The organism is Lepagella muris, assembly GCF_004793975.1.
GTDB classification, from domain to species: Bacteria; Bacteroidota; Bacteroidia; order Bacteroidales; family Muribaculaceae; genus Lepagella; species Lepagella muris.
In genome coordinates this window covers 29,724-54,518 of sequence record NZ_SRYB01000004.1, presented here as the reverse complement: position 1 = coordinate 54,518, position 24,795 = coordinate 29,724, and the positions used below count along the sequence as shown (strand labels likewise).

The 24,795-nt window shown below is 48.7% G+C and carries 15 protein-coding genes and 1 tRNA gene; 6 read left to right on the top strand and 10 right to left on the bottom strand.

Annotated elements, in window-relative coordinates; translation table 11 throughout:
• Positions 1 to 16: 16 nt before the first annotated feature.
• The 10 genes from E5331_RS03940 to ruvB all read right to left on the bottom strand — a co-directional run bounded on the left by E5331_RS03940 (position 17) and on the right by ruvB (position 19,299).
• Positions 17 to 1,453: a sialate O-acetylesterase gene (locus E5331_RS03940; protein ID WP_123481580.1), complete on the bottom strand. Its 1,437-nt coding sequence runs from the start codon at positions 1,451 to 1,453 to the stop codon at positions 17 to 19.
• Between the two features lie 9 nt (positions 1,454 to 1,462).
• Positions 1,463 to 3,253 (bottom strand): glycoside hydrolase family 2 protein, encoded by a 1,791-nt coding sequence (locus E5331_RS03935; protein WP_420813751.1) that lies wholly within the window; start codon positions 3,251 to 3,253, stop codon positions 1,463 to 1,465.
• A 235-nt stretch (positions 3,254 to 3,488) separates the two neighbouring features.
• Positions 3,489 to 5,300: an alpha-1,3-galactosidase B gene (locus E5331_RS03930; protein ID WP_123481578.1), complete on the bottom strand. Its 1,812-nt coding sequence runs from the start codon at positions 5,298 to 5,300 to the stop codon at positions 3,489 to 3,491.
• A gap of 44 nt (positions 5,301 to 5,344) precedes the next feature.
• Positions 5,345 to 6,964, bottom strand: coding sequence for a putative Ig domain-containing protein (locus E5331_RS03925; RefSeq protein ID WP_123481577.1), 1,620 nt, complete (start codon positions 6,962 to 6,964; stop codon positions 5,345 to 5,347).
• A 56-nt stretch (positions 6,965 to 7,020) separates the two neighbouring features.
• Complete coding sequence (locus E5331_RS03920; protein ID WP_123481576.1) at positions 7,021 to 9,618, bottom strand: M60 family metallopeptidase; 2,598 nt, start codon at positions 9,616 to 9,618, stop codon at positions 7,021 to 7,023.
• Positions 9,619 to 9,762: 144 nt separating this feature from the next.
• The gene (locus E5331_RS03915) at positions 9,763 to 11,142 is read right to left on the bottom strand and encodes a DUF1735 domain-containing protein (RefSeq protein WP_123481575.1); all 1,380 of its coding nucleotides are present in this window, start codon (positions 11,140 to 11,142) and stop codon (positions 9,763 to 9,765) included.
• 34 nt (positions 11,143 to 11,176) lie between these two features.
• A complete protein-coding gene (locus E5331_RS03910; RefSeq protein WP_135983927.1) occupies positions 11,177 to 13,210 on the bottom strand; it encodes a RagB/SusD family nutrient uptake outer membrane protein in 2,034 nt (677 codons plus the stop codon).
• A gap of 16 nt (positions 13,211 to 13,226) precedes the next feature.
• On the bottom strand, positions 13,227 to 16,427 hold the full coding sequence (locus E5331_RS03905) for a SusC/RagA family TonB-linked outer membrane protein (RefSeq protein ID WP_135983925.1): 3,201 nt from the start codon (positions 16,425 to 16,427) through the stop codon (positions 13,227 to 13,229).
• A gap of 245 nt (positions 16,428 to 16,672) precedes the next feature.
• The gene (locus tag E5331_RS03900; protein WP_123481572.1) at positions 16,673 to 18,193 is read right to left on the bottom strand and encodes a polysaccharide biosynthesis C-terminal domain-containing protein; all 1,521 of its coding nucleotides are present in this window, start codon (positions 18,191 to 18,193) and stop codon (positions 16,673 to 16,675) included.
• Between the two features lie 77 nt (positions 18,194 to 18,270).
• The gene (gene ruvB / locus E5331_RS03895) at positions 18,271 to 19,299 is read right to left on the bottom strand and encodes a Holliday junction branch migration DNA helicase RuvB (RefSeq protein WP_123481571.1); all 1,029 of its coding nucleotides are present in this window, start codon (positions 19,297 to 19,299) and stop codon (positions 18,271 to 18,273) included.
• A 218-nt stretch (positions 19,300 to 19,517) separates the two neighbouring features.
• On the opposite strand from ruvB, the gene E5331_RS03890 reads away from it, so the two are divergent.
• The 6 genes from E5331_RS03890 to E5331_RS03865 all read left to right on the top strand — a co-directional run bounded on the left by E5331_RS03890 (position 19,518) and on the right by E5331_RS03865 (position 24,790).
• Positions 19,518 to 19,607: transfer RNA gene (locus E5331_RS03890), tRNA-Ser, on the top strand.
• A 621-nt stretch (positions 19,608 to 20,228) separates the two neighbouring features.
• Positions 20,229 to 21,440: a transposase gene (locus E5331_RS03885; RefSeq protein ID WP_123481570.1), complete on the top strand. Its 1,212-nt coding sequence runs from the start codon at positions 20,229 to 20,231 to the stop codon at positions 21,438 to 21,440.
• A 302-nt stretch (positions 21,441 to 21,742) separates the two neighbouring features.
• On the top strand, positions 21,743 to 22,447 hold the full coding sequence (locus E5331_RS03880) for a Sir2 family NAD-dependent protein deacetylase (RefSeq protein WP_123481569.1): 705 nt from the start codon (positions 21,743 to 21,745) through the stop codon (positions 22,445 to 22,447).
• A gap of 168 nt (positions 22,448 to 22,615) precedes the next feature.
• Complete coding sequence (locus E5331_RS03875; protein WP_123481568.1) at positions 22,616 to 22,843, top strand: 4Fe-4S binding protein; 228 nt, start codon at positions 22,616 to 22,618, stop codon at positions 22,841 to 22,843.
• A 66-nt stretch (positions 22,844 to 22,909) separates the two neighbouring features.
• On the top strand, positions 22,910 to 23,992 hold the full coding sequence (locus E5331_RS03870; RefSeq protein ID WP_123481567.1) for a 3-methyl-2-oxobutanoate dehydrogenase subunit VorB: 1,083 nt from the start codon (positions 22,910 to 22,912) through the stop codon (positions 23,990 to 23,992).
• A 36-nt stretch (positions 23,993 to 24,028) separates the two neighbouring features.
• Positions 24,029 to 24,790: a thiamine pyrophosphate-dependent enzyme gene (locus E5331_RS03865; RefSeq protein ID WP_123481566.1), complete on the top strand. Its 762-nt coding sequence runs from the start codon at positions 24,029 to 24,031 to the stop codon at positions 24,788 to 24,790.
• Positions 24,791 to 24,795: the final 5 nt, after the last annotated feature.

The window sequence follows — 24,795 nt, the reverse complement described above, 5'->3', positions numbered from 1 at the left end:
TTATTGATTTTGTATCTTATTTTACATCGTTCCAGTTGTCGGTGCGGAACGGTGCGGCGGGAATGCCGAAAGTGTTCTGAAGGTTCCCCTTGATGAAGTTGCGGAAGGCATATCTGACAGCCACAGGATTCTTCACCTCATCCGACCATACGCGCACCTCCCCCTTCGGGTTGTCGGAAGTGTGTGCCCTTGCCGGATGAAACACCCTGTCTTCTCCGGCAATCTCAAACCCTACGATGGGTCCGTGCGACCAGGGACCGACCCCCTTGTCAGCATTGTCCATCTTCAGTATTATCTTCCCGTCTTCCACTCTGAAAGAGTTCAGGCGGGGAGCCTTTGCCTCAAATCCACCCATATTATACGTCTGCAACAATGCAAGGGCGGCGAGACGCTGTCCCACTTCCGATTTGCGGCTTGGATGAATCATATATTCCTCACCCAAGTCGGTCGTGGTCGCCATCCCTGAATTAGGTATGAGATCGAGAGCCTGCTCCTGAGCCTCCACGAAGAGAGGGCAGCTGATCTCACGTGAGCCATCGTAGATGAAAGGGGCTATCTGCACGTAATAGAAGGGCATAGAGCCGTCGGTGTCGCCCCAATCCTTTCTCCATCTCTCCACGAGCTTGGCAAGGAGCTTGGCATAATCGTGATAGTCCTTGCGGTTGGACTCCCCCTGATACCAGATGAATCCTTTCGCCTTGAAATCCCTTATCGGGGCGATGATTCCGCAATACATCTCACTCGGCTTGCACCAATGGTTGGAATGTTTCTCCTCGAATCCCTTCTCGTCTGTTGCCTCCCTCAGTGCGTCGAGCGGCATCCAAGCCTCCACGCGTGTGTCGCCGAAATCTGCGGCTATCAATCCTATGGGGATATCGGTTGCCTCAGCGATATTGTTGCCGAAGAAATACCCTACAGCTGAAAATTCCGCTGCTGACTGTGGGGAACATACAAGCCATTCCCCTCCGCAATCCTCTTTCTCATCATCGTATGAGCGCACCCTGTCAACGGTAAAGAAGCGCAGGTTATCCCTCTTCTGCGATGCTTTCATTATGTGGTCAAGAGAATCGTCCACAGGCTGGGAGGTGAATCCTGATAGAGGCATCTCCATATTGCTCTGTCCCGCACATATCCATACGTCGCCGCTCAATAGGTTGTCGAGAGTCAGCGGCTCTCCGTCGGATATTGTGATGGAGAGTGGAGTGAAGGAGGCCGGAGGAGTCCTGACAGATAGTGTCCAGTTACCCTCCGCATCGCTCTTGGTAGACACTTTATTCTTATCCCACGATGCTGAAAGGGTCACTTTTGTATTTGGCGATGCCTTACCCCACAATTTGAAATCAGAGTTCTGCTGCACCACCATATTACTCCCTATGATATGGGGCAATTCTATTGCCGGATAGGCTGCAAATGAAGCTGCAAGGAGTGAGGCTGTAATGAAAAATGTTCTCATTCCCTATTACTATTTTTTCTTGGAATCTTTCTTATTACTCTTGAAACGTTCGGGAACCTTGCTGAAAATCTTCTTTATGCGATCCATATCGAATTTCTTCGTGCGGTCATAGTTATATATTCCGTTCTGCTCCTGCTCCACATCAGTGAGCTGCGTGTAGCAATAGCCCGACATGTAGGGTACGGCGAGAATCACGTCGGTCAGGCGTTCAAGACGGTCATACAGTTCCTCCTTTGTGCGTGGGGCATTACCATATCCCCATGAATTGTCGGCAAACTGTGCGCCGTCAATCCATTTGATGCCGCCATATTCATCAATGAAGAATGGCTGACCTCCGTAGGAGATCTCCTTATTCGGGTCAAGCTGAGGATAACGTCCATCCTTAATCACGAAATAATCCGCGAGCTTATCAGGATCCTGTTCGTAGCTGTGCACGGTCCAAAGGTCGGTGATGACATGATAATTGCCACTCGTGTCGTTGATGGGACGGTAATCAAGATGGCTTGTCAGGGTGTAGATATCCTTCACGAAACGGTCATGTTGCTTTGCCTGCTCTGAGTCGCCGGGACGCTCCCAAGTCTCATTGAACGGGGTCCATGCCACTATTGACGGATGATTCCTGTCGCGGATCACGATACTCTCCCATTCCGGAATGAAATTGCGTGCAGCCTCTATCTTATTGGTATTCGCACCCCAGTTTGCAGTCTCGCCCCAAGTCAGATAGCCGAGTTTGTCAGCCCAATAATGGAATCTCTCCTCAAACACCTTCTGATGCAGGCGTGCGCCGTTGAAGCCTGCATCCATGCTCATCTCTATGTCTCGTTTCAGTGAGGCATCATCCGGTGCCGTCCAGATACCCTCCGGATAGAAACCCTGGTCAAGCACAAGACGAAGGAAACATGGCTCGTTGTTGAGATAGAGCTGATCACCCTCCCAATGAATCTTTCGCATACCGCTGTATGAGGAAACCTTGTCGATTGCGTTGCCATCAGCGTCATATACGGTAAGTTCCACGTCGTAGAGGAACGGAGATTCCGGCGACCATGTCTTCACATTCTTTATCGGAAGCTCCAACTTCACCTGGCGCGAAGCCTTCTCCGAAGCACGCGAAACAACCTTGCCACCGTCTCGCACAATAGCCTCCACACTCTGTCCGTTCTCCAGATTACGGAACGACGGCTCTATCACGAATCTCTTATGGTCAAGATCCGGAACGATATACGCAGAAGAGAGCCCGGCATGATCAACCGGCTCCATCCACACTGTCTGCCAGATACCGGTGGTGCGCGTATAGTCACAACCCTGTGAATAAAAATTGCCCGACTGCTTACCACGTGCCTGATTACCACTTCTCTGGTCATCCTCCACTCTCACCACAAGGTCATGCTCCTTCCCGTCTGCCACGTACTTCGTTATGTCATGACTGAATGAGGATGTGCCACCCCAATGATGACCTACAAGATTCCCATCAATATAGACGGCACAGAAATAATCCACGCCTCCGAAGTTCAGCATCACGTCGCGTCCCTGCCAGTCGGTAGGGATCTGTATCTTGCGGTGATACCACATTGCAGGGATGAAATCCACATACGCAACTCCCGACAGACGGCTTTCCGGACAGAACGGCACCGTTATCTTATCCTTGAATCCTTCCGACTTATAGAGATGACGATCCATGCCTGACTTGCCGAAGTCAAACTCATAGGTCCAGTCTCCATTAAGGTTAACCCAATCCGTGCGCTCAAACTGTGGACGCGGATACTCCGGACGCGGCACGGAAGCCGATGCCGTAAACGACATGATCCCCAACGCAATCCCGGCGAATATTCTTGTTATCGTTCGTTTCATAATATTTTTTGATTTGTTTAAAGTTTAGAGTTGATAGTTTATGGTTTATGGTTGATGGTTTATGATAGTTTGGATCTTGTAAAATGACAATAGCCATAACTTCCCCAAACCATAAACCATAAATAAACCATAAACTATAAACTATAAACTATAAACTATAAACTATAAACCATAAACTATATCCAACTTATTTGACATAGAAAGATGGATCCTCTCCACTGAAGTCATTATCCTCTATTGTCACGTTTACTGCTCTCTCCAGCTTGAAAGTAAATCTATTTTGATGGAAAGCCGGGAAGTCATGGTTATGTATGATTTTATTCCCCTTGAAACGCAAACCGTCAATTGACTTAGCATAAAGGATAGGATTGTCAAATGTCTCGAACACATTGTTCTCAATCACGACACCCTCATGCCCCTCTCCTCCATGGAAATATTTCACCTGTCGCCACAGCTCGGGAATCTCTGGGTAGATGGATATTACAGCCTCGGTAAACTGGAACATATTGGTCAGAGAATTGACAAACCTGTTATTGCGGATTATGACATCGCGGCAGGCTCCCGTTTCATACCAGCCGTTGCAGTCACCGCAAAGAAGGATTGCGGTGCCGGAAGTGTGATCAAACAGATTGTTCTCCACTATCGTCCTCCTTGGTGTGCTGAAAAGCGTGCCACGTGCGCGGTTATTGCGGATTGTATTACCGGCAAAATACACTTCCGGGGTCCATGTAATATTCTCGAGTCCATAGGTCTTTCCACACTCTACCTCCTTCGGCAACGGGGCATTGAAAACAATTTCAAAATCCTTGGCACCATGATAGGTTGGCATATCAACCGGAGTGATTGACTTGATCACATACACCGAATCAAGATTCTCCATAGTGCGAGATCTTATCACCTTGACGGAATCGCCAACCTCTCCCCATTTGAACCCGTAATATCCGGGGCTCAGGTATCTTCCGACAACCGTAGATTCATTCTTACGCTCCACGATACGGAGATAGGAGCCATGTACGTTGATTGCATCATCCATCATACCCTCATACAGACCGTTGACCGACACTATCTTACCTTTGCAGGCGGAGAAGTGGGTGGCATCAGCATTCGAGGTGAAATATCTGGGATCATCATCCCCCCGGAGACATACGCCAAAACCGTCGAGAGTGATGTTCTCTGTCATCTGGGCGATTAGTCCCATCCCCTCACAATAATGCACCTTTACATTGTTGATTTGAGTGTCCTTACATTCATCCACGAAGATACCTGCCGCCGGGCGATGATACCAACGTAGAGCCACCACCGTGCCGGGCACCATCTTGGAATCGGTCCATTTCGGGGATCGGTATAGATCCTTGTCAACCTTTACCACGCTGTCTACCGGATTCCAGATATCGCTCGTCCTGTAGACGATATGACGGGTCTTGCCATCGAAGGCAATCGCTCCCGGAGTCTGAATCTCCCATCCATCCCCATAATTATAGAATTTTCCATCGTCACCTATCCTGAACTTAACCCAAGGAGCAGGACGCCAGACAACCCCGTTACCGTCATTTGACACCACCTCAATCTGTGCAATCTGTGGAGTCTCGAAATCCACACTGAAATTGCGAAGTGTGACTCTCTCAGAACGCACGAGTGCAACGGGGAGAGTATGTCCGGAGAAATAGAAGTCGGCACCATTGCCATCGATGGTGACATCGTTCCAGTCCTCAATCGGGAAACCAACCGTGCGAGGATTCATCTGGCTATGGTTGGAAATGAAATATTCCCTTTCGGCAGTCCCCTTCACCAGAAAATTATATTTACCCTTCTGGAAATTCAGGGTGACAGGGGTTCCGTTATATTTTTTCTTTATCTTCTGGAGAGCCTTCTGAAGTTTGGCACTCTGATTCTCTTTTCTGTCCGGCTTGATTCCATAGTCAGACATATTTATGTCAACAGCCATAGCAGTATTGCCAAACAGCAATGCCATGACAGCGACGAGAAGTGGTAGTCTCATGATGTTACGATTGTTATGGTGTTTTATTTAATTTAAAATACGGATCAGTAGACTTTTCCGTCCGGTTCCTCGCCACGGTTGTTGCCGGGATAGATCTTTATCATCACGACTCCATGAGGCGCAACATTGGCAGTGAACTTCTCCTTCGCCTCCTTCTCCCACACATCCTTCTGACGCCAGAGATCGCGGATCTTCTGCTGACCCCTTATCCCGAAATCAGAGGGGGAGATGACCATGTCAAGGGGGGTGTCGCCATAGTTGAAAAGACCGACCGCCATGCTTCCATCTACCAACGGTTTGGCATATACCACACTGCGGTTATCCTTGAAGAAGGGGAAACCCTGATAACCCAGTTCATCCTGATGCACCTCAATAATCTCATTGTTGCGCAAAAGGCTGAGGGTGAAGTCATCAAGCTGCTGCATATCGCAGCCTAAGAACATCGGTGAAGCAAGTATTGTCCATAAAGACACGTGGGTGTATTGCTCATCGGGAGTCAGACGCGAGTGATGAAGCTCACCATCCCAGCCCACTACGCCGATCACCATCATGTCGGCATCAGCCCAATGACCTGGCACGTTGAATGGTGCCCACTTATCCTGCTGCTGGAATCCGATACGGCTCATGTTGCCCCAGGTGTCGCGGATATCCCCGGTCGTGCGGTAACAGTTAGGGTATCTTGCCCATTGCGGGGCATCACCCCAATGAGCGGCGTTCGACATTCCGAAGAGAATGTCGCGATCCGTGGAGCGCAACGCATCAATCATCTCCTTCACGTAGTAGAGCTGATTGGGTGTCCAGTCATATTTAAGATAGTCTATACCCCAGTCTTCCCATTGCTTCACATCGTTCGCCACAAATGAGTGCTTACCGTTACGCCAGTTGTAATAGCGTGCGGGCCATGCCTCCTGAAGCGATGGCAGAGAATCCCTGACTGTCCATTCATACCTCCCTTCCGGATTGTCGGAGTAGCTGCCGATGAATCCGGCATAAGTGCCGACCCATGGGGCAGAGTAGATGCCCAGTCTCATCCCCTCCGAATGAAGCTCGTCGGCAAGTTTCTTCATGTCGGTGAATTTCTCCGGATTAGGTTGTATAGCATTATGCTTACCACCTCTCAAACCCTGCCAGCCATCGTCGATATTGACATAGCTCCATCCATAGTTGATGAGGTCATTGTCAACCATAGAGGCTGCCGTCTCCCTCACGAGTCCCTCATCAATAAGAAGTCCCCAGCAGTTCCAGCTGCTCCATCCGAGGGGCGGGGTCAGTGCCACCTCATCGCCGATCTTTATGGTCAGCAAACGTGTTGTGGTTCCCTTGGAATTGGAAGCCGTTATCTCCACCGGATATTCACCCGGCTTCTTGACGACACCGGTAATCAGACCCTTCTCCGGATCGATTGAGAGTCCCTTGGGAAGCCCGCTTGCGGAAAACTTCATCGGACGTTCACCCGTACAGGGCACACGATACAGGAATTTGGAACCGGGACGCGCACCAAACACTTTCGCCCCGTTGATTCTCGGAGTGGCAGGTGCCGGAGGTGTGAGGATATATTTGGAGTTATCGATTTTCGGCAGTGTGTCTCTCTCTGCCGGACACTGCCCCATTCCCGCAAGGGGAATGAGGGCAACGCCAAGCGCAGATATGAAAATGCGTTTCATGTGTACTGGTTTTTATTATAAATAAATCAGGATGGGATCATATCTTCCCCTTATGGTCAAAGATCGGCAAGGTGACGGCGATCGCCGTTTGCCCTGACCGCATAGATGCGGCAGCCGTTGGTGTTGACGTCGGAGGGTATCTCGAATGTGGTGAAATTGCTGAAGAACACAATATCGCCCGACTCATCCGATCTCCTTATCTCGATCGCCACTGCCTCCGATGCATTGCTCACCGTCACAGTCCTGCCCGACACAGTCGCGGAGATATTCTCTGAAAGCTGAGGATTCTCCTTGAAAGTATCGAAGAAACCGAGGTCTCCAATGTCGGCACGGTCAAAGTCGCCGTCAAGATAACCCACCATCTTGCGGTCTTCGATATACTGGAGCGCATGTTTCGGCTTGGGGAACTGGCTGAGATACTCTTTGGTGCTCGTCACCATGTCGGAAGTCACCTTCAATGTATAGGGTGATGTCTCATTTGTCGGGACAAAAAGACCCCAGAGGTCAAAGAATTCACTCAGATCCTCACCCGCCACCTTTGAACATGCCTTGATAAACTCCATCTGCTTCTCTCCCGGACGATCATAAGGATCAATATTGACCTCTCTCATCTCCTTGAAGACGTTGGCATAGAACTTATCCATACCGCGCACTTTAGTATAGTAGATATAGAGCTGCCACCACATTCTATTGTTGATATGATTATAGTTTGCGGAGTTGACACAGATGTCAAACCATGACCCTCCATTATTCTTCCTTGCTATGGCAAGGCGACGCAGACCGGGACCGTGGGATGTGTACTTACCCAATCTTTCACATACGTAATGCGCGAACACATTCGCGGAAGTCTCTGTGCAGAGATCCCAGTTGATTGCCTGCTGGTGTACGTGTCCCATCTCATGGGCGGCTCCCCATGTGGAACCTACACTTGAATTTGCCTCCTCCTTGCTGATGAGGATTTTTCCGAGCACGGTGTAGATGAACGCCATACGATACTCAGATGCCCAAAGATGAAGCTGATTGTTGTCGGCTTCCGGCGACATGCCGTAGAGGTGGTTGTTGAATCTTCCACCCTCTCCGCGAAACTCATCAATACCGCAGAATTCCTGCTCCCATTCCGCTATGCTGTCCCATAGGTCGAGGGCATCTATGATTTTGTTCTGTGGCATCTTGGTGCGGCTGAAATACATGATGAATGTGTTGCCGCGCACACAGAAATATTTATGGCTGGCATTGGCGATTATTTCGGCATATTTATCATCAGTCTTATGCTCCTTGAGATCAAAGAAACCGTTGACCACTGCTGCGCCGGGCGGGAAATGAATCCTTATCGGCTTGGCATCGGCTGAAAGTATGTCAGGCACGTTGTACATGACAAACAACTGTCCTTCATTCCTTATCTTAACCTTGTTGACACCCTCCTTCAGCAGGTAAGTGTCGCCCGACTCTGCCGGCTGGTAATAGTTGCCCCTGTCATCCTTCACAAGCTCTTCACCGAGACATTGCAGTGCGACAGAATTTCCATGGGTATCGCCGACGCAGACGATTATCTCATCTCCGGCTTTCACTGTCATACCTGTAGGATTGTCAAGAGAGGAGTAGCAGCGGGTCATAAGCTTGTTGCGCCATTCCGATGCAATTGAATACGCCTCATAGTCTCTTATTCGGAAATCTTTCTCCAATGGGGTATAGGAATTGTCACGCAGGATCTTTGCCAGACGTGAGAAATAGTCGCTAAGTGCGTTGATTTTCTCGTCGGTGACATCCTTACGCAACTCTGAGCAGGAGAGATCGGTGAATACGGTCAGAACCTCATCATTGAGAGTGTTGGTGGAATTGGTCTGCCAAAACTCCATCTCGGCGCAGCTGACAAAATCATTATATCCGCTCTTCACCTCAAATTTGATTGCGGTGGGCTTGATGGAGCCTTTCAGATCTATTTTGGAGGGAGCATTGTTCTCATAGAAATCGTAGTCGTCTACTTTAGAATAAGTGTGTGATGCATCGGTTGCCACGTATAGCGTGAATTTACCGAAATTACCGTTTCCGTTGCGGGAATGATAGATTATATAGTCGATGACGTTATCGCCATTGAAGAAATATTCCAGTGTTATAGGGAATTTAGTCCCGTTCCAAGGTGAATGGAAATGGGTGGAGTAGTCACCGTCTATTGTCATGTCGATGCCCTGATTGGAGTGGGCAGTCTCCCATGAGGATGCCTTGGCATCTATAGGCTTCACCCGAATATCCTCAGCCACGCTCTGTCCGTCGCTGTGCTGGATGATGCTGATCTGTTGGGAATTGAGTTTTGACTCCGTGCGTGCGGTGATTGTCCCCATCCGTTTCTCTCCGGTGGTGTTCTCACGCACTTTGATTTCAATATAGGGGACTTTCTCGGAGTCTTCCCCTTTTGAGGCTGTGAACCACGTCCCCTCCTGGCTTACATTCCATTTATCGAGAGACAGGTTCGTTTTCACGGGGATCTGGAGTGTGACTGCCGGACGATCCACCTCTACATTTCTGTAGGCAGCTTCAATCGTAAACTGTTCCGTACCACCTTGCGGTGATATATCTTTATCGGATGAGCAGGCCATAAGCAGCAAAGAGTAGACTGCAAGGAAGTATACCGCCATTTTTTGAGCTAAAGTTTTCATGATGATTATTTGGGTTATTTAAGTCATTATGACCGGGAGAGCGTTTTCGGTATTTTATAGAAGGGAGGAGATGGAGACCACCCCCTCCCTTGAATATAATTACCTTAAGATTACCTGATATTTCCTAAAAACGCGATTTAATATTTATTTGGCATAGACCACAAGCTCTCCCATGCTCCAGAAGGCACTCGTATTGCCGATAAGGTTTCCGCCATCGGCCTCATAGATTCGCATCACGAATGATTTGAACTTGAAAGGAGCCTGGAAAGATCCGAAGTAGCCTACAGATTCCTTGTCTGTCAGCACATTTTCGTAGGCATTGCTATCGGAGAATATTTCCCATTCGCCGGTCTCCGGATTACTTGCCATAAGCTGAACACGCTTGATATGTCCGTTGTTGTACGACCTGCGGTTATAGATATCCAACGCCACCTGAGATGCCTCTTCCGGAAGCTGGATCTGTATCCATGCGCCAAAAGGCTCGGAAAGATCCCGTGTCCAATAGTAGCCATGACAATAGGTGTTAAGATCGCCATCCACAAGACCGGGGATGCCGGCACCGTCATTCTCATACACATCATTTGAACTAATGTCGTCGGCTGTAAGGTTTATCTTGTAGCCGGCAGCATTGTCAATGGCTATGACTGCGGGAGTCTCCGAAATTGTGAAACCATCAGCGTCAATGCTCGTGATACGCAAGGGGAGTGCATTGCGGAAGAGTGCCTTGACGAGATCAAGTTTGATGTCGAGTGTGGCATATTCCTCACCATTTGCAATCTTCACATCTCCGACTCCGCTATACGAACCCTCCGGCATAAGACCGTATGAAGTGCCGTTCGCCTTGTTGTAGGCATCAAGGGCAGACGGGTCTACCTCAATCTTACAGTTCACATCCCATTCGGATGTAAATGGGAAGCCTATCTTCAGCTGATAGGAATCCGTTCCGTCCGGCAGCACCTGCAACCCTCCGTTCTGGAAGCCGACAGAAGGCTCGGCATAATTCGGCATGATGAAGAGTTCCCGGCTCTCCATATCTATGCCTGCATCCTGGCTTTCAAGAATCACCGGAATCACCGGAGTGCGCGACGCATCTGTATACGTCTCAAGAAACTCCCCTATCTTAGGCGGATAAAGATTCAGGTTCACAGTCTGGTATCTTACATCGCCATTGAACGACACTGTTGTCTGCGTAGCCCCTGTGCCGTCGCTGAATGAGTAGCATGAGGAGGGTATATAGGAGTAGCCCGCACCCGATTCAAGAAGGTAGTCATTGAATTCTGCCTCCGTCATTATTCTCAACGTAGCGGTCGCGTCAGTCTCAGGATTCCATCCCCCCTTCTGGACTGTCACCGGGCATACCGTGACAGCATGTGGGGAATAGACTGTAATCTCCTGCGCACCACTTGATTTTAATCTCACCACCTTGGAATACTCCTCAGGGTAGATATCGTATGTCTCGGAGCAGGAGCCCCCGATAAGGAGCATTCCCACTGCCGTAAGCAATATATATTTTGTTGTTTTCATAACAGGTTCTTTTTAGAGTTGATCCGACAAGTAATTAATAACCGGGATTCTGCACACATTGCGGATTTGCATACACCTCATCCTGCGGAATGGGGGAGAGATAGAGGCGGTTAGCCCATGTGTAGGGATAAGGGAGTGCGACTGGTCTATTGAATTCTTCAAACGTCGGAAATTCTCCCACAAGTGAGTTCAGACCCTTTCTCTTGCCGTAGCCGAGATATTTCTCACCCACCACGTATCTGCGGATATCGAAATATCTTTGAGACTCTGAGAAGAACTCGACGCGACGTTCGTTGAGTACCCAATCGAGGAGCGACATGCCCCCTGCGCCTATCATTGAGGTGGTCAACGGCTTCACCCCGGCACGCGCACGAATCACATTTACGTCAGATATAGCCTGATCTGTCTTGTTGAGATGAGCGGCACACTCCGCACGGTCCAAATAGATCTCTGCAAGACGTATAAGCTTGATTGTTGCGTTCTTGCTATCCTGATAAGCCCAGCGGTTATCAGCAAATCTCATACGTGGATCCAAGAATTTCTGGAGGAAATATCCTGTCGGGCAGTTGTCGCGGTTGGTCTGTGCGGGATCATAGCCGTGGTAGTCAATGATGTCGTTGAGATTATTCGGATTATGCCACTGAAGGAGATTGATATGAACCGGATAACCGTTACGGATCACGAGGCTATAGTCGCCACCGTCAAAGCCTATCCACGCATAGAAACGAGGTTCACGATTAACGTGGAGATTGATGATTCTGTCGCGAAAACGCATCTGGTTGGGATCTTTGGGATCCGGTGTCTCATTCTCTATTCCGGCTGCCTTATACCATTCCGACTCAGGAATGAAGTTGGGGTCGGTGCTGGGGGTATAGCCATCTTTGGTAAGGAACGCGAGGACACCATTCAGCATCGGGGCATACGCTCCATAGCCACCACGCGGCACGTCTGACTGCTGGCATGTTCTCGGCCACATAGGATACTGGAAGGAGTGCAGGTTTTTGCCATATATCTCATGTATTGCCTCGGTATTACCCTCTCCGGCACCACACCAGAGCATATATCTCATTCTCCATACTGCATGACGGAACTCATCGTCAACATCTCCGGGAATATATATATCGTCAAGGTCAAAGCCACTCACTACGAAATCATCCGTAAACATCTTGCGCTGACCGGCTGACTCGGCATATTTGATAGCTTCATCAGCTGCATCGTATGCACGCTGCCATTTGGAGGGGTCGTTTGTCCTGCTGACAAGCTCAAGTCCATAACCCGGAGTCTCAAAAGAGGTATTGCTGAAATTTGAGTATGGGAAACTTCCATTCCACAGAGGAGATGCAGCCAACAGGAACATATTTGCCTTAATCGCCTTGCATATAGTGGAGGTCATTCGTCCGATCTCTGCATTCGGTCTTGTTGCGGGAAGCTCTTTAGCAGCCTCATCAAGTTTGTCAGCAATCCAATCAACGCAGTAGTCGAAATGGTAACGTCCATTGAAACCCGATGAAGACGTACCGAGTCCGGGTTTCTCCTCAAGAATCACAATCGGACCATAGCGACGGAGAAGCAGGTAATGATAGTATGCTATCAAAGCCTTTGCCTCCGCTTTCCATTCCGTATATTCAGCTTGCGTTATATAGCCTTTTCCCAAAGGATCACAGCTATCGAGTTTCTCAAGGAAAAGAAGGCATTGTCCTATACCATCATAGAAATGTCCCCACACATCGATAGCGTTGGCTGCTGTCTGATTATTCATAAGCACTCTGCCGGCGAGTGAGTTCAGTCCCGGATCGGAAGCCCAACCGTAAGGATTGATAACGTCATCTGTTGTCGTACAGAGTTCTCCACGATCCCAACCGTAGGGGAGTTCGCTGTATTCATTCGAGGTGAAAGCATTATAACAAGAGAAGAGGAAACCGTAGGCATTGTTGTGACTCCCCATGGCATCGTCCACACCTACCTGCTCCGGTGGCACCACATCAAGGTAATTGCATGATGAGAATCCCAGCATTACTGCAATAGCAGTGACTGACAAGGTTTTCTGTAAAATATTATGTAGTTTCATGAGTTTATCTGTTTTATTAGAGGTTGAACTGTGCTCCGATTGTCACACTCGACTGGGTAGGATATTTGTTCCAAGATCCCATTTCCGGATCCCAGTATTTGAATGAGGTGAAATTCACGAGATTTATACCCTGAACGTAGATTCGGCAGATCGGGAAGGAATAGCCGAGCTCAAGATTACGGAGGCGGAGGAAATCACCGTTGCGGAGCCAGAAGGATGACGGCTCATTGTTGTTGGCGAAATCGTTGGTGCCAAGACCCATACGTGGAAATTCCGCATCAAAGTTGTTCAGCTCAGGATCGAAATGGTTGTCAACCACCCACTGCATTACGTTTCTCGGACTGCCGCCCCATCCGTGAGCACTGAACGGCTGCATGTTGTTGATCATGATCTTCCGTTTTGCCGAGCCGGTGAAGAAGAAACCGAAGTCCCATCTTTTCCAGTTGACAGTCGCTCCGAAGCCGTACTGAAGGCGTGGGGTTGTGCCGTATGACGAAAGCATTGTCTGGTCATCGGTGTCGATGCGCCCGTCGCCGTTAAGGTCGCGGTATTTGATATCACCGACCATAACTCTGGATCCGAGATCCTGTGTAGGACTGTTAGCAATCTCCTCCTCGCTCTGGAACAATCCTTCAGCCACATAACCTCTCATGTAGTTCAATGGAAGGTTGGTGGAATAAAGCCATGGATACTTATATTGCAACTCATCACCCTCTACGAGGACGTTCTTGTTATAGGTGAAATTACCGTTGAACGACACAGATAGATCAGAGGTAAGGGCTTTTGAGTACGTCACGCTTCCCTCTACACCCTTGTTGGTGATTCTGCCCACCGGTCCGTAAGGGGTGGCGGCGCCGTAACCGAGTGACGAAGGCCATGACTGGCGTGCCATAAGGATATCGTAACGTTTGTCGCAGAAATAGTCTAACGTAATATTGAGATCCTCAAAAAGTCGGATATCGACACCGACATCAAATTTCTTCACCTTCTCCCAACCGAGATTTGTCAGTCCATAATAAATCATCTGCGGACCGCCGAATGACTCCGAAACTCCGAGCGATGCACCCGCTCCTGTCTGGAATCCCAAGGCACTCAGATTATTCTGGTATATCTGGTCATAGTAAAAGAAATATAGATTTGAACCGACGGGTGTCATGTCATCACTACCAACAAGACCGTATGAACCTCTCACCTTGAAATATGACACAACCGGCGAAATCGGTGCCCAGAAATTCTCGTTGGAGATGACCCAACCAATAGAACCTGCCGGGAAGAAGCCGAAGCGGTAGCCCTTTGCAAGACGTTCTGTACCGTTATAGCCGAAGTTGAACTCCGCGAGATACTTATGACCGTAATCGTAAGTGACGCGTCCGGAGATACCCTGGTTGCGGTTGGGAAGAACCTTGTTACGGTATTCCCTCATGCGGTAGATTGCAACAGCATTCAACTCATGCTCACCGAAAGAACGGAGCCAATTGAGGTTTGCCTGAAGCTCAAAAGTGTTGTCGGATGCCTTCGAGATGTCTGACTGGGAAATGTATTTGCTTCCCGATGTGCCGGCTCTCAGAGGCATGAACATCGTATCCTGCCAGTCTTCGGTTGCCTGATGCGAACTGTTGATGTAGTATAGATATGGCTCGACAGAACGGGTGTAGCCAGACCAGCTCCAGCTCTTGAAATTGACCCAGACATTGAAGTTGAGTCCTTTAGTAATCATATCGAGATCCTGATTGAGCTTGATGACCGTGTTGACGGTATTTGAATTCTCCTGACGGAAACTTGTGCGGAGTTGTGCGTATGGGTTGTCGGAAAAATTGCCACCACCTTTATCATAACATCCAAACATCACATGGTCAATACCTTCACGGGCAGGGAAAGTGGTAGGAAACTCCACCGGAGTCATATCCATGACAGATGCAAAGAAATTATCAGCATTTACGTTCGGACGTGTGTTCTGATGAATCTGCGCATTCATGTTCATAGAGATGGTCGTGGTGGGCGTCAGCTTATAGGAGATATTGTTCTGGAAGGTGTAGTTATAATTCTGAAGCTGGTTGTTCCAGGAATATAATTTCTCTGTCTTGTAGTGGCCTGTCTCATGAAGGAACTCAAGCGACATGTAATATTTCACCTTGCTTCCACCACCTGAGACATTGACATTACCCCTCTGACGCATAGCCATTTTTTTGAATAGGACGTTCTGCCAGTCAACGTCGGGATAGAGATATGGATTGATACCGGAGCGTGTGCGCTCGATCATCTCATCCGTATATTTGAGTGGCTCATTGGGATTACGATATAAAGATGCCTTATTCCACATCTCCATATAAGTAGCTCCGTCGGCAAATTCGGGAAGCTTACCCATGAAGTTGAATGAGTTCTCAAGAGTAACGTTGATTTTCGTCTTCGTGTTGTAGTCACCACCCTTGGTCGTGATGATCATTACACCATTGGCACCACGTGCACCATATATTGCGGTGGCGGATGCATCCTTCAGCACGGAGAAGCTCTTGATGTTTTCTGCCGGGATATAGTTGAGGTCGCCCGCAGAGATCTCAACATCGTCAAGCAGGATGAGGGGAGTCGCACTCTTACCCGCGAAGTTGGAGATACCGCGGATGTAGAATTCTGCGCCTGAACCGGGTTCGCCGGAGGTATTGTTAGCGTAGACACCCGCAAATTTACCGGCAAGATTCTGGGTCAGCGTTGATGCCGATGTCTTCAGTTCCGCACCGGACACTGAAGAGATAGCACCGGTAACCGACACTTTCTTCTGCACACCCGTACCGGTCACAACAACCTCATTGAGCGACTGGGCTGAGGCATCAAGTTCGATTTTAAGGTCTGTGACACCCTCTACAGGCACCTCCTTAGGTTGGTATCCCACGTATGACACCATCAGAATCACATCTTTCTTCTGTGTCTTGTAAGATAATTTGAAATGTCCGTCAACGTCGGTCACTGTTCCCGACGTCGGTTGTCCTTTCACCTGGATAGTGGCGCCTATCAATGGCTCTCCGGTGGTTTTGTCGACAACTGTCCCTTCTATGGTTCTTGTGGCAGCATTGGTTGACTGCGGTGCAGGCGAACCGGTTGAGACTTCGGCGTGAGTCATCAGAAATCCTCCGCTCTCCGTATCGTGCGCCCTTACTCCGGCGACGTCAAACACGGAAAGGGTAGCAGCGACAGCTAAGGTTAATTTGATTTCCTTTCTCATGGTTAGGTGTTATTAGTAATTATTGATTGTACGCAAAATTAAGATTTCGGTGAGTTATATATGTGCGAAATTGTACATAATTACACATTTTGGACTTTTACGACAATATTTGTATGATTGGGGTCAGGATTTCTATCAATTATATAATTCCACCGGGCTGATATCCGCAATATACTACAGAAGGATTGATTCTGAAAAATGGAATCAATCCTTCTGTCTATTTTGATTATGTCTGTTTTTAGGTGTCATCGCCGGAGAAGGCGACGGAAAATGGGGGAGAGCACCGGCACATTCTCGAATGTGCACACCACTCCTACATAAATAAGGAGCAGAACTATCCTCACTGCGTATGTTAGCCACATACCCATGATATTCTCCACATACATCCCGCCCGCATACAATGCCACGGCAAAGAGAAGATAGCTTCCCATGCGTTTCGTCTCGTAGGGGAGTGGGTAGTAGCGGCGTCCGGCAAGATAGCTCATGACCATGACGATGAAATAGCTTATCAATGCCGCCCATGCCGATCCGAGGTAGCCGTCGGGGATGCCGATCGCCGGCACAAGCCATACGTTGAGTCCGAACATGAGCACGAAGCATATCAAGGAGAAATACATCCCCCACTGGGTCTTGTCGGTGAGTTTGTACCATAGCGACAGATTGAAGAACACTCCGAAACATAGCTCCGCCATCATCATGATAGGCACTACCCTAAGTCCGCTCCAATAGCCGGGGGCGATGAAATGCTTCAATATGGGAAGGAAATACATCACTCCAAGGAATATCAGCAATCCGAATATCACGAAGTATTTCATCGCATCGCAATATGCCCTACTCTTATCCTCCCCATCCCCTTTTGCCTGAGCGAAGATGAAGGGTTCGTAGGCGTAGCGAAACGCCTGCGTGAACATCACCATGACTATCGCTATCTTCATGTTGGCTCCGTAGATACCGACCATGGATCGTGCCGCCTCCTCATCAGCCGGGAAGAGATAGGGGATGACGAGCTGACCCATATTCTGGCTGAGTATACCCGCCACTCCGAGTATAAGAAGGGGCCAGCTGTAGCTTAACATTCTCTTAAGAAGGTCAGGTCGGAATACATAACGCCTTCCGGTAAGCTCCGGAAGCAGGCAGATAAACACAAGCAGGGTGGAGATGATGTTGGCAACGAAAATCCATCCGATGCCGAAACTCTCCCCTCCGCATGGCTCATAAAACCAGCTTATCGCCGGAGGGTAATGACGCATTATTACCGGACACAGCAACAGGAAGAAGAGATTCAACCCGATGTTGAACCCGACATTGAGCAATTTTATCCCGGCAAAACGCCATGCCTTATTCTTATAGCGTAGATAGGCGAAGGGGATGTTGGAGTAAGCATCTATAGCTACCGTGACCCCCATTATCCATACGTAGAGCGGATGATGTGGCAGTTTCAACGCTTGCGAGACCGGATTCAGGAAAAAGGTCAGAAGTAATATGAAGAGAAGGGAGGTGGCACCCACGGATAGGAGGGAGGTGGTGTAGACACTTTCCGGATCCTTATCTTTATTGGCGAAACGGAAGAACCCCGTCTCCATGCCGTAGTTCAGGATGACGAGTGCCACGGCTGTCGCACCGTAAAGATAGGTGACTACACCATATTCCTGCGATGGGAATAGATAGACATACAACGGCACGAGACACCAGTTGAGGAATCTCCCGATGATGCTGCTGAGTCCGTAGACCGCAGTGTCTTTTGCCAATGATTTTATTCCAGCCACGTGATGGTTTATGGTTTAAAGTTTAAAGTTTATAGCAACTCCCCTTTAGGGAGCAGGCCGAGACCCAAGCGGGGGATTTATTCAAACAGACTTCCCGGTGCATCGAAGCGTTTGCGTCCGAGATGCGTATAGGCGAGGTCGGTGGTCTCGCGTCCGCGCGGTGTGCGCTTTAAGAAGCCCTCCTTTATAAGGAATGGCTCATACACCTCCTCCAGCGTACCGGAATCCTCTCCGAGTGCCGTCGCTATCGTGGATAGTCCTACCGGACCCCCTTTGAATTTATCGATTATGGTCAGCAGTATGCGGTTGTCGATCTCATCAAGACCGTAGCGGTCGATATTGAGTGCCTCCAGCGCATGGCGCGCGATGGCTATATCGATGAAACCATTACCCTTGACCATAGCGAAGTCACGCACGCGACGCAGCAGTGCATTGGCGATACGCGGTGTGCCTCGGCTGCGCAAGGCTATCTCCATGGCTGCCTCGTCGGCGATACCCACTCTCAGCAGACTTGCCGAACGACGCACAATCCCTTTCAATATCTCATGGTCGTAATATTCCAGATGGCAGTTGATACCGAATCGCGCACGCAGGGGCGAAGTGAGCAGACCGCTCCTCGTAGTCGCACCGATAAGCGTGAACGGGGCAAGCGACAGCTGCACGCTCTTAGCTCCCGGTCCCTTATCCAGCAGGATATCGATACGGTAATCCTCCATTGCCGAGTAGAGATATTCCTCCACGATAGGATGCAGACGATGTATCTCGTCAATGAAGAGAACATCATTCTCCTCCAGACTCATCAGGATGCCGGCAAGATCACCGGGCTTATCAAGCACCGGACCCGACGTCACCTTAAACCCCACACCCAATTCATTGGCTACGATATTGGAGAGGGTGGTCTTGCCAAGTCCCGGAGGTCCGTGCAGCAACGTATGGTCAAGTGCCTCCTTGCGAAGACGGGCCGCCTTCACAAACACACGGAGATTCTCTATTATCTTCTCCTGACCGCTGAAATCATCAAATGCCAGCGGACGGAGGGCTTTCTCTATATCCTTATCCGATTCGCGGCTCTGACGCTCCCTTATGTCGAAATCTTCTGCTTCCATACCACAAAATTACAAAAAAATCCATAATCTCCCCCCTATCACACGACAAAATCAATGCTCTTTTATCGCCATAATCCCTAAAAACACACAATTTTTAAATTAGTAATAACAACTTTCACAAAAAACACCGAAAAAAATTTGCAGTTACAGAAAAAATGCCTAACTTTGCACTCGCTTGAAGGGAATAACCTTCCTGCATACATTCGGAGCAATCCCAAGGAGAGGTGGGTGAGTGGCTGAAACCACCAGTTTGCTAAACTGACGTAGGAGCAATCCTACCACGGGTTCGAATCCCGTCCTCTCCGCCAGAATCCTGTAAGCTAAACCCTTACAGGATTTTTTCATTTCCCCTGTCCCGCTGGCTTTCCTGCTGCATCGCCCGCTCCATAACCACTCTCCAGCCGCCAGCTCCGCTTCAGCCCCCACTCTCCAGCCGCTCGCTCTCCAGCCCCCAGCCGCCTATCTCCAGCCGCCAGCTCTCCAGCCCCAGCCGCCTATCTCCAGCCGCCAGCTCTCCAGCCCCAGCCGCCTCTTATTCGGATTCTCACCCCTCTCTCAAGCGAGCCATTTAGAAGCGATAAAATCGCTATAAACATGGACTCCTCCGGAGCGAAACTGCTACTCCTTCAACAAGAGCAGGCCCAATAAAGGCTGAAGAAATGCTGAGCCCAATGAAGGCCGAGGCTGAAAGATGAAGCCCTATAAAAGCTGAGGCTGAAAGATGAAGCCCAATGAAGGCCGAAGAAATGCTGAGCCCAATGAAGGCCGAGGCTGAAAGGATTGGGGGGGGGCAGTTTCGCTCCGCAGGAGTCCGTGTTGAGGCGATTTTATCGCCGATTCCCTCGATTCCCTCGATTCCATCTTCGCTATCCCGCCCCATTGCGTGGCTACGATAGCTTTTGTATTATCTTTCTCTAATTTACAAAAGAATGATTCCTTCCAATCTCCCCAATAAAAAAGAGGCTCCCGCTCCAAATAAGATTCCTTCTTATCTCCCAAATGAAGATGAGACTGATTTGCCGGCTTTTGATCCAATCAATTTTCTTATAGAGGATAACAATATTCCCGCTTTCGACAATGCAGCCTATGATATAGAAGATGCCTGCCTCTATCCCGGCTATCTTACCGATACCCATTATCCAAATGCCGACTATCCGGATCTTGATGCCGGATCTTCCATCGCGAATGAACCACCGGAATCGTATCATCATTCCGGCTCCAACCGTCTGACGAAACGTGCCCCGTTCCATGATTACAGGATGCCGGGGATATATCTCATTACGTTGGTAACTTTAAATCGAGAAAAACTATTCGGCAAGCTGATAATAAAGGATAAGCCCTATATCTATCAGTCAGAATTAGGACGAAGAATATTCTCCGAGGAATTACCGAAGATCTCTACCGTATTTCCGAACGTGGCAATCTGGAAAACCTGCATCATGCCGGATCATATACATCTGATAATGGAAGTCAGATCAAAGATGCCTGATAAGAAACATATCGGCAATGTGATTGCCGGGTTTAAAATCGGATGCAACCGCCTTTGGAGAATCATCTCGAATAATCCGGATGCAATTATCTTTGAGTCAAATTATAATGACCGCATTATAAACCGCCATGGTCAACTCTCCACATGGAAAAGATATCTTGCCGACAACCCTCGTCGTCTCGCGCTGAAACGTATGTATCCGGAGCTTTTCAAAAAGAGATATAATAAGGAGATTCTTGGACGCAAATGCCAGATATTCGGGAATATGTTTCTACTGAATATTCCGGAGAAGGAGTTTGTGGTGGTTCACAGAAAAGACTCTGAGGAGACTTACCAAGAGAATTTCAAAAGATGGATGAATTGTGGCGAACATGGTGGCATCCTCGTGGGCGCATTCATATCCCCACGTGAGAAGGCGGTGAGAAACGAGGCAATACTAAGTAATTATTCGGTTATAGAATTATGCGACACCGGTTTCGGCAAATATTACAAACCCTCCGGAATTGTCTTTGATGCTTGTGCCGAAGGACGGCTGCTCCAGATATGCCCTTTCGATAATCAATATGCTTACAGCAAAATCTCACGCAAGATATGCCTGCAATTAAATGCCTTCGCTAAGGAAATTGCAGACGTAGCCACTCTTATTATATAATGCAAGGGATATTATACCGGTTTATCTTGCATCCACATTCCCAAATTTATATCACCATCCCAATATTTCATTGACATTCTCAATTTTGCACAGAAAATGACATTGTGAGTAGTTTTGCACAATATATTCATTTTTAGTGCAACCAGAGCATCTATTCGGATTTATTAATGTAATTTCGCAGACATCTCTCTCTTATTCTTTTCGCTTATTAATTTCGCTTGTTCATTTCGTGAGTATGGAGTTTTATAATCTCGGACACTCTTGCCTGCGATAAAAAAGCTGAATATAAAGACTCTGTTATTATGGCAAAACCAAAACTTGTGATTTCTTCCGGTGCCGGGATAAGTGCTGAAAGCGGTATATCAACCTTCCGTGATGCCGGTGGTCTATGGGAGAATTATCCCGTGATGGATGTCGCGTCTGCCGACGGATTCCGTCGTAACCCGGCTCTCGTGCATGAATTCTATAATGCCCGCAGAAAGGATCTCATAACAAAAGAGCCGAACTTTGCCCACAAGACTCTCGTAGAACTGGAGAAATATTTCGACGTCTACGTCATAACCCAGAATGTAGACGACCTCCACGAAAGGGCGGGAAGCTCACACGTGCTGCATCTACACGGCGAACTCATGAAGATGCGTTCCGTCAGCGACCCGGACTATATCGAGCCTCTCGACATAAATCATCTTGAGACTACCCCGGCAACGCGCGGTAAACGTGGCGACCTGATGCGTCCGCATATCGTATTCTTTCAGGAGGCGGTCCCTAACATCGAGCCGGCTATGGAGCTGGTAAACGAAGCTGATATTTTTGTCGTCATCGGCACATCTCTTGCCGTTTATCCCGCAGCCGGTCTTATACAATGTGTGCGCCCGGGCACTCCTATATATTATATCGACCCGAATCCGGCATCAGCTGCTGTCGGTATGCCCGGTGTCACCATAATAAAAGCCACAGCAACGGAGGGTATGAAAAAATTAATGGATTTAATTATTCCTTCTCTTTGATTTTAAATTTTTTTACCCTTTATCCGTTAAAAATATGTTGTAAAACATATTTTATGTTGTTCAACATATAAATCATACCCTCTTCACGAAAGTTTTTTACTACTTTTGTGAAGTAATTCATGAAAATTGTCGTCACGACAACTTTTCTCATTCTAAAAAATAAAAGATATGGCAAAAGTAAAAGGCGCGATAACGGTCAACGTAGAACGCTGCAAGGGTTGCAATCTCTGTGTGAACTCTTGCCCCACGAAGACCTTGGCGCTACAGCCAAACGAGGTCAACGACCGAGGATATCATTACGCATTTATGGCAAATCCGGACAATTGCATCGGATGCTGCTCTTGCGCTTGGGTTTGTCCAGACGCATGCATTGAAGTATATAGGGTTAAGGTGTAATGATTTAATACCACACACCTGATTATTAGCGCAACACTCTCCAGAATAGTAATTATGACAGAAACAATGAACGACGAGATAAGACTGATGAAAGGCAACGAGGCGGTGGCTCACGCTGCCATACGCTACGGTTGCGACGGCTATTTCGGCTATCCCATAACCCCTCAGTCGGAAGTGCTGGAATCGCTTGAGGCTCTTATGCCTTGGGAAACCACCGGAATGGTGGTGCTTCAGGCTGAATCTGAAGTGGCTGCCATCAATATGGTATATGGCGCGGCTGCTTCCGGAAAAGCTGCCATGACCTCATCATCTTCCCCGGGCATAAGCCTTAAGCAGGAAGGGATATCATATATGGCGGGTGCCGAACTCCCCGCTCTAATCCTTAACGTCATGAGAGGCGGACCGGGACTCGGAACAATACAGCCCTCACAGGCAGATTATTTCCAAGCCACAAAAGGAGGGGGACACGGCGATTATCATCTGATTGTGCTCGCCCCGGCATCCGTACAGGAGATGGTCGATTTCGTGGCTCTCGGTTTTGACCTCTCTTTCAAATATCTCACCCCCGCAATGATCCTCGCCGACGGAATCGTCGGGCAGATGATGGAGAAGGTGGTGCTCCCTCCACAGCGTCCGCGACGCACCGACGACCAGATAAGGGAACAATGCCCGTGGGCAACTACCGGACGGAAAGGGTTGCGTAAGCGAAACGTGATTACGTCTCTCGAACTCGAGTCTTCAAAAATGGAGATCATCAACCATCGTCTTCAGGCAAGATACAGGGAAATCGAGAAGAATGAGGTGAGATGGGAGGAGATCAACACGGACGATGCCGATTATCTGTTCGTGGCTTTCGGATCTATCGCACGAATTTGCACCAAGGCGATGGAGCTTGCACGAGAGGAGGGGATAAAGGTCGGAATCGTGAGACCTATAACCCTATGGCCATTCCCCGACAAGGCGATTGAGAAGGCAGCTGAAGGGAAGAAAGGGATATTGTGTGTGGAACTGAATGCCGGACAGATGATCGAAGACGTCAGGCTTGCCGTGCACGACAGAATCCCTGTCTGCCACTACGGACGTCTGGGTGGTATAATCCCGAGTCCTGCTGAAATCGTGGAAGAGCTCAAAAAGATGATTAATGATTGATCACTCTCTTGCCCTGCAAGAATAAGACTGAAACCAATGGAAATTCAAGATATAATTAAGGAAGAGAATAAGGTGTACAGCACACCTGAGCTCCTTGACGATGTGCACATGCATTACTGCCCGGGATGTAGCCACGGTGTCATACACAAGCTGCTTGCCGAAGTGATCCATGAGATGGGACTGACGGAACGCACCGTCGGGATATCCCCTGTAGGGTGTGCGGTATTTGCATATAACTATGTTGACGTCGACTGGGTAGAGGCAGCCCATGGAAGAGCTCCTGCCGTTGCCACTGCCATAAGCAGACTTTGGCCCGAAAATGTGGTGTTCACCTACCAAGGCGACGGCGATATGGCGGCTATCGGTACAGCGGAAACCATACATGCCGCAAACCGTGGCGAAAACATTGTTATGATTTTTGTAAACAATGCTATCTATGGAATGACAGGCGGACAGATGGCGCCGACAACTCTCCTCGGACAGAAAACCGCCACCTCCCCATACGGACGTCGCGCCGACCTTAACGGCTATCCTCTCGAGATAACCGACATCATGGCTACACTGAGAGGAACGTGCTACGTGACCCGCCAGTCTGTGCATACGCCTGCCGCTGTCAAGAAAACAAAAGCCGCAATAAAGAAGGCTTTCGAGAATGCGCTTGCCAAGAAGGGGACTTCGGTGGTGGAGGTGATCTCCACATGCAATTCCGGATGGAAGATGACCCCGGTCCAGGCTAATGAATGGATGGCTGAAAATATGTTTAAGGAATACCCGCTGGGTGACTTGAAAAATCTTTAACCTAA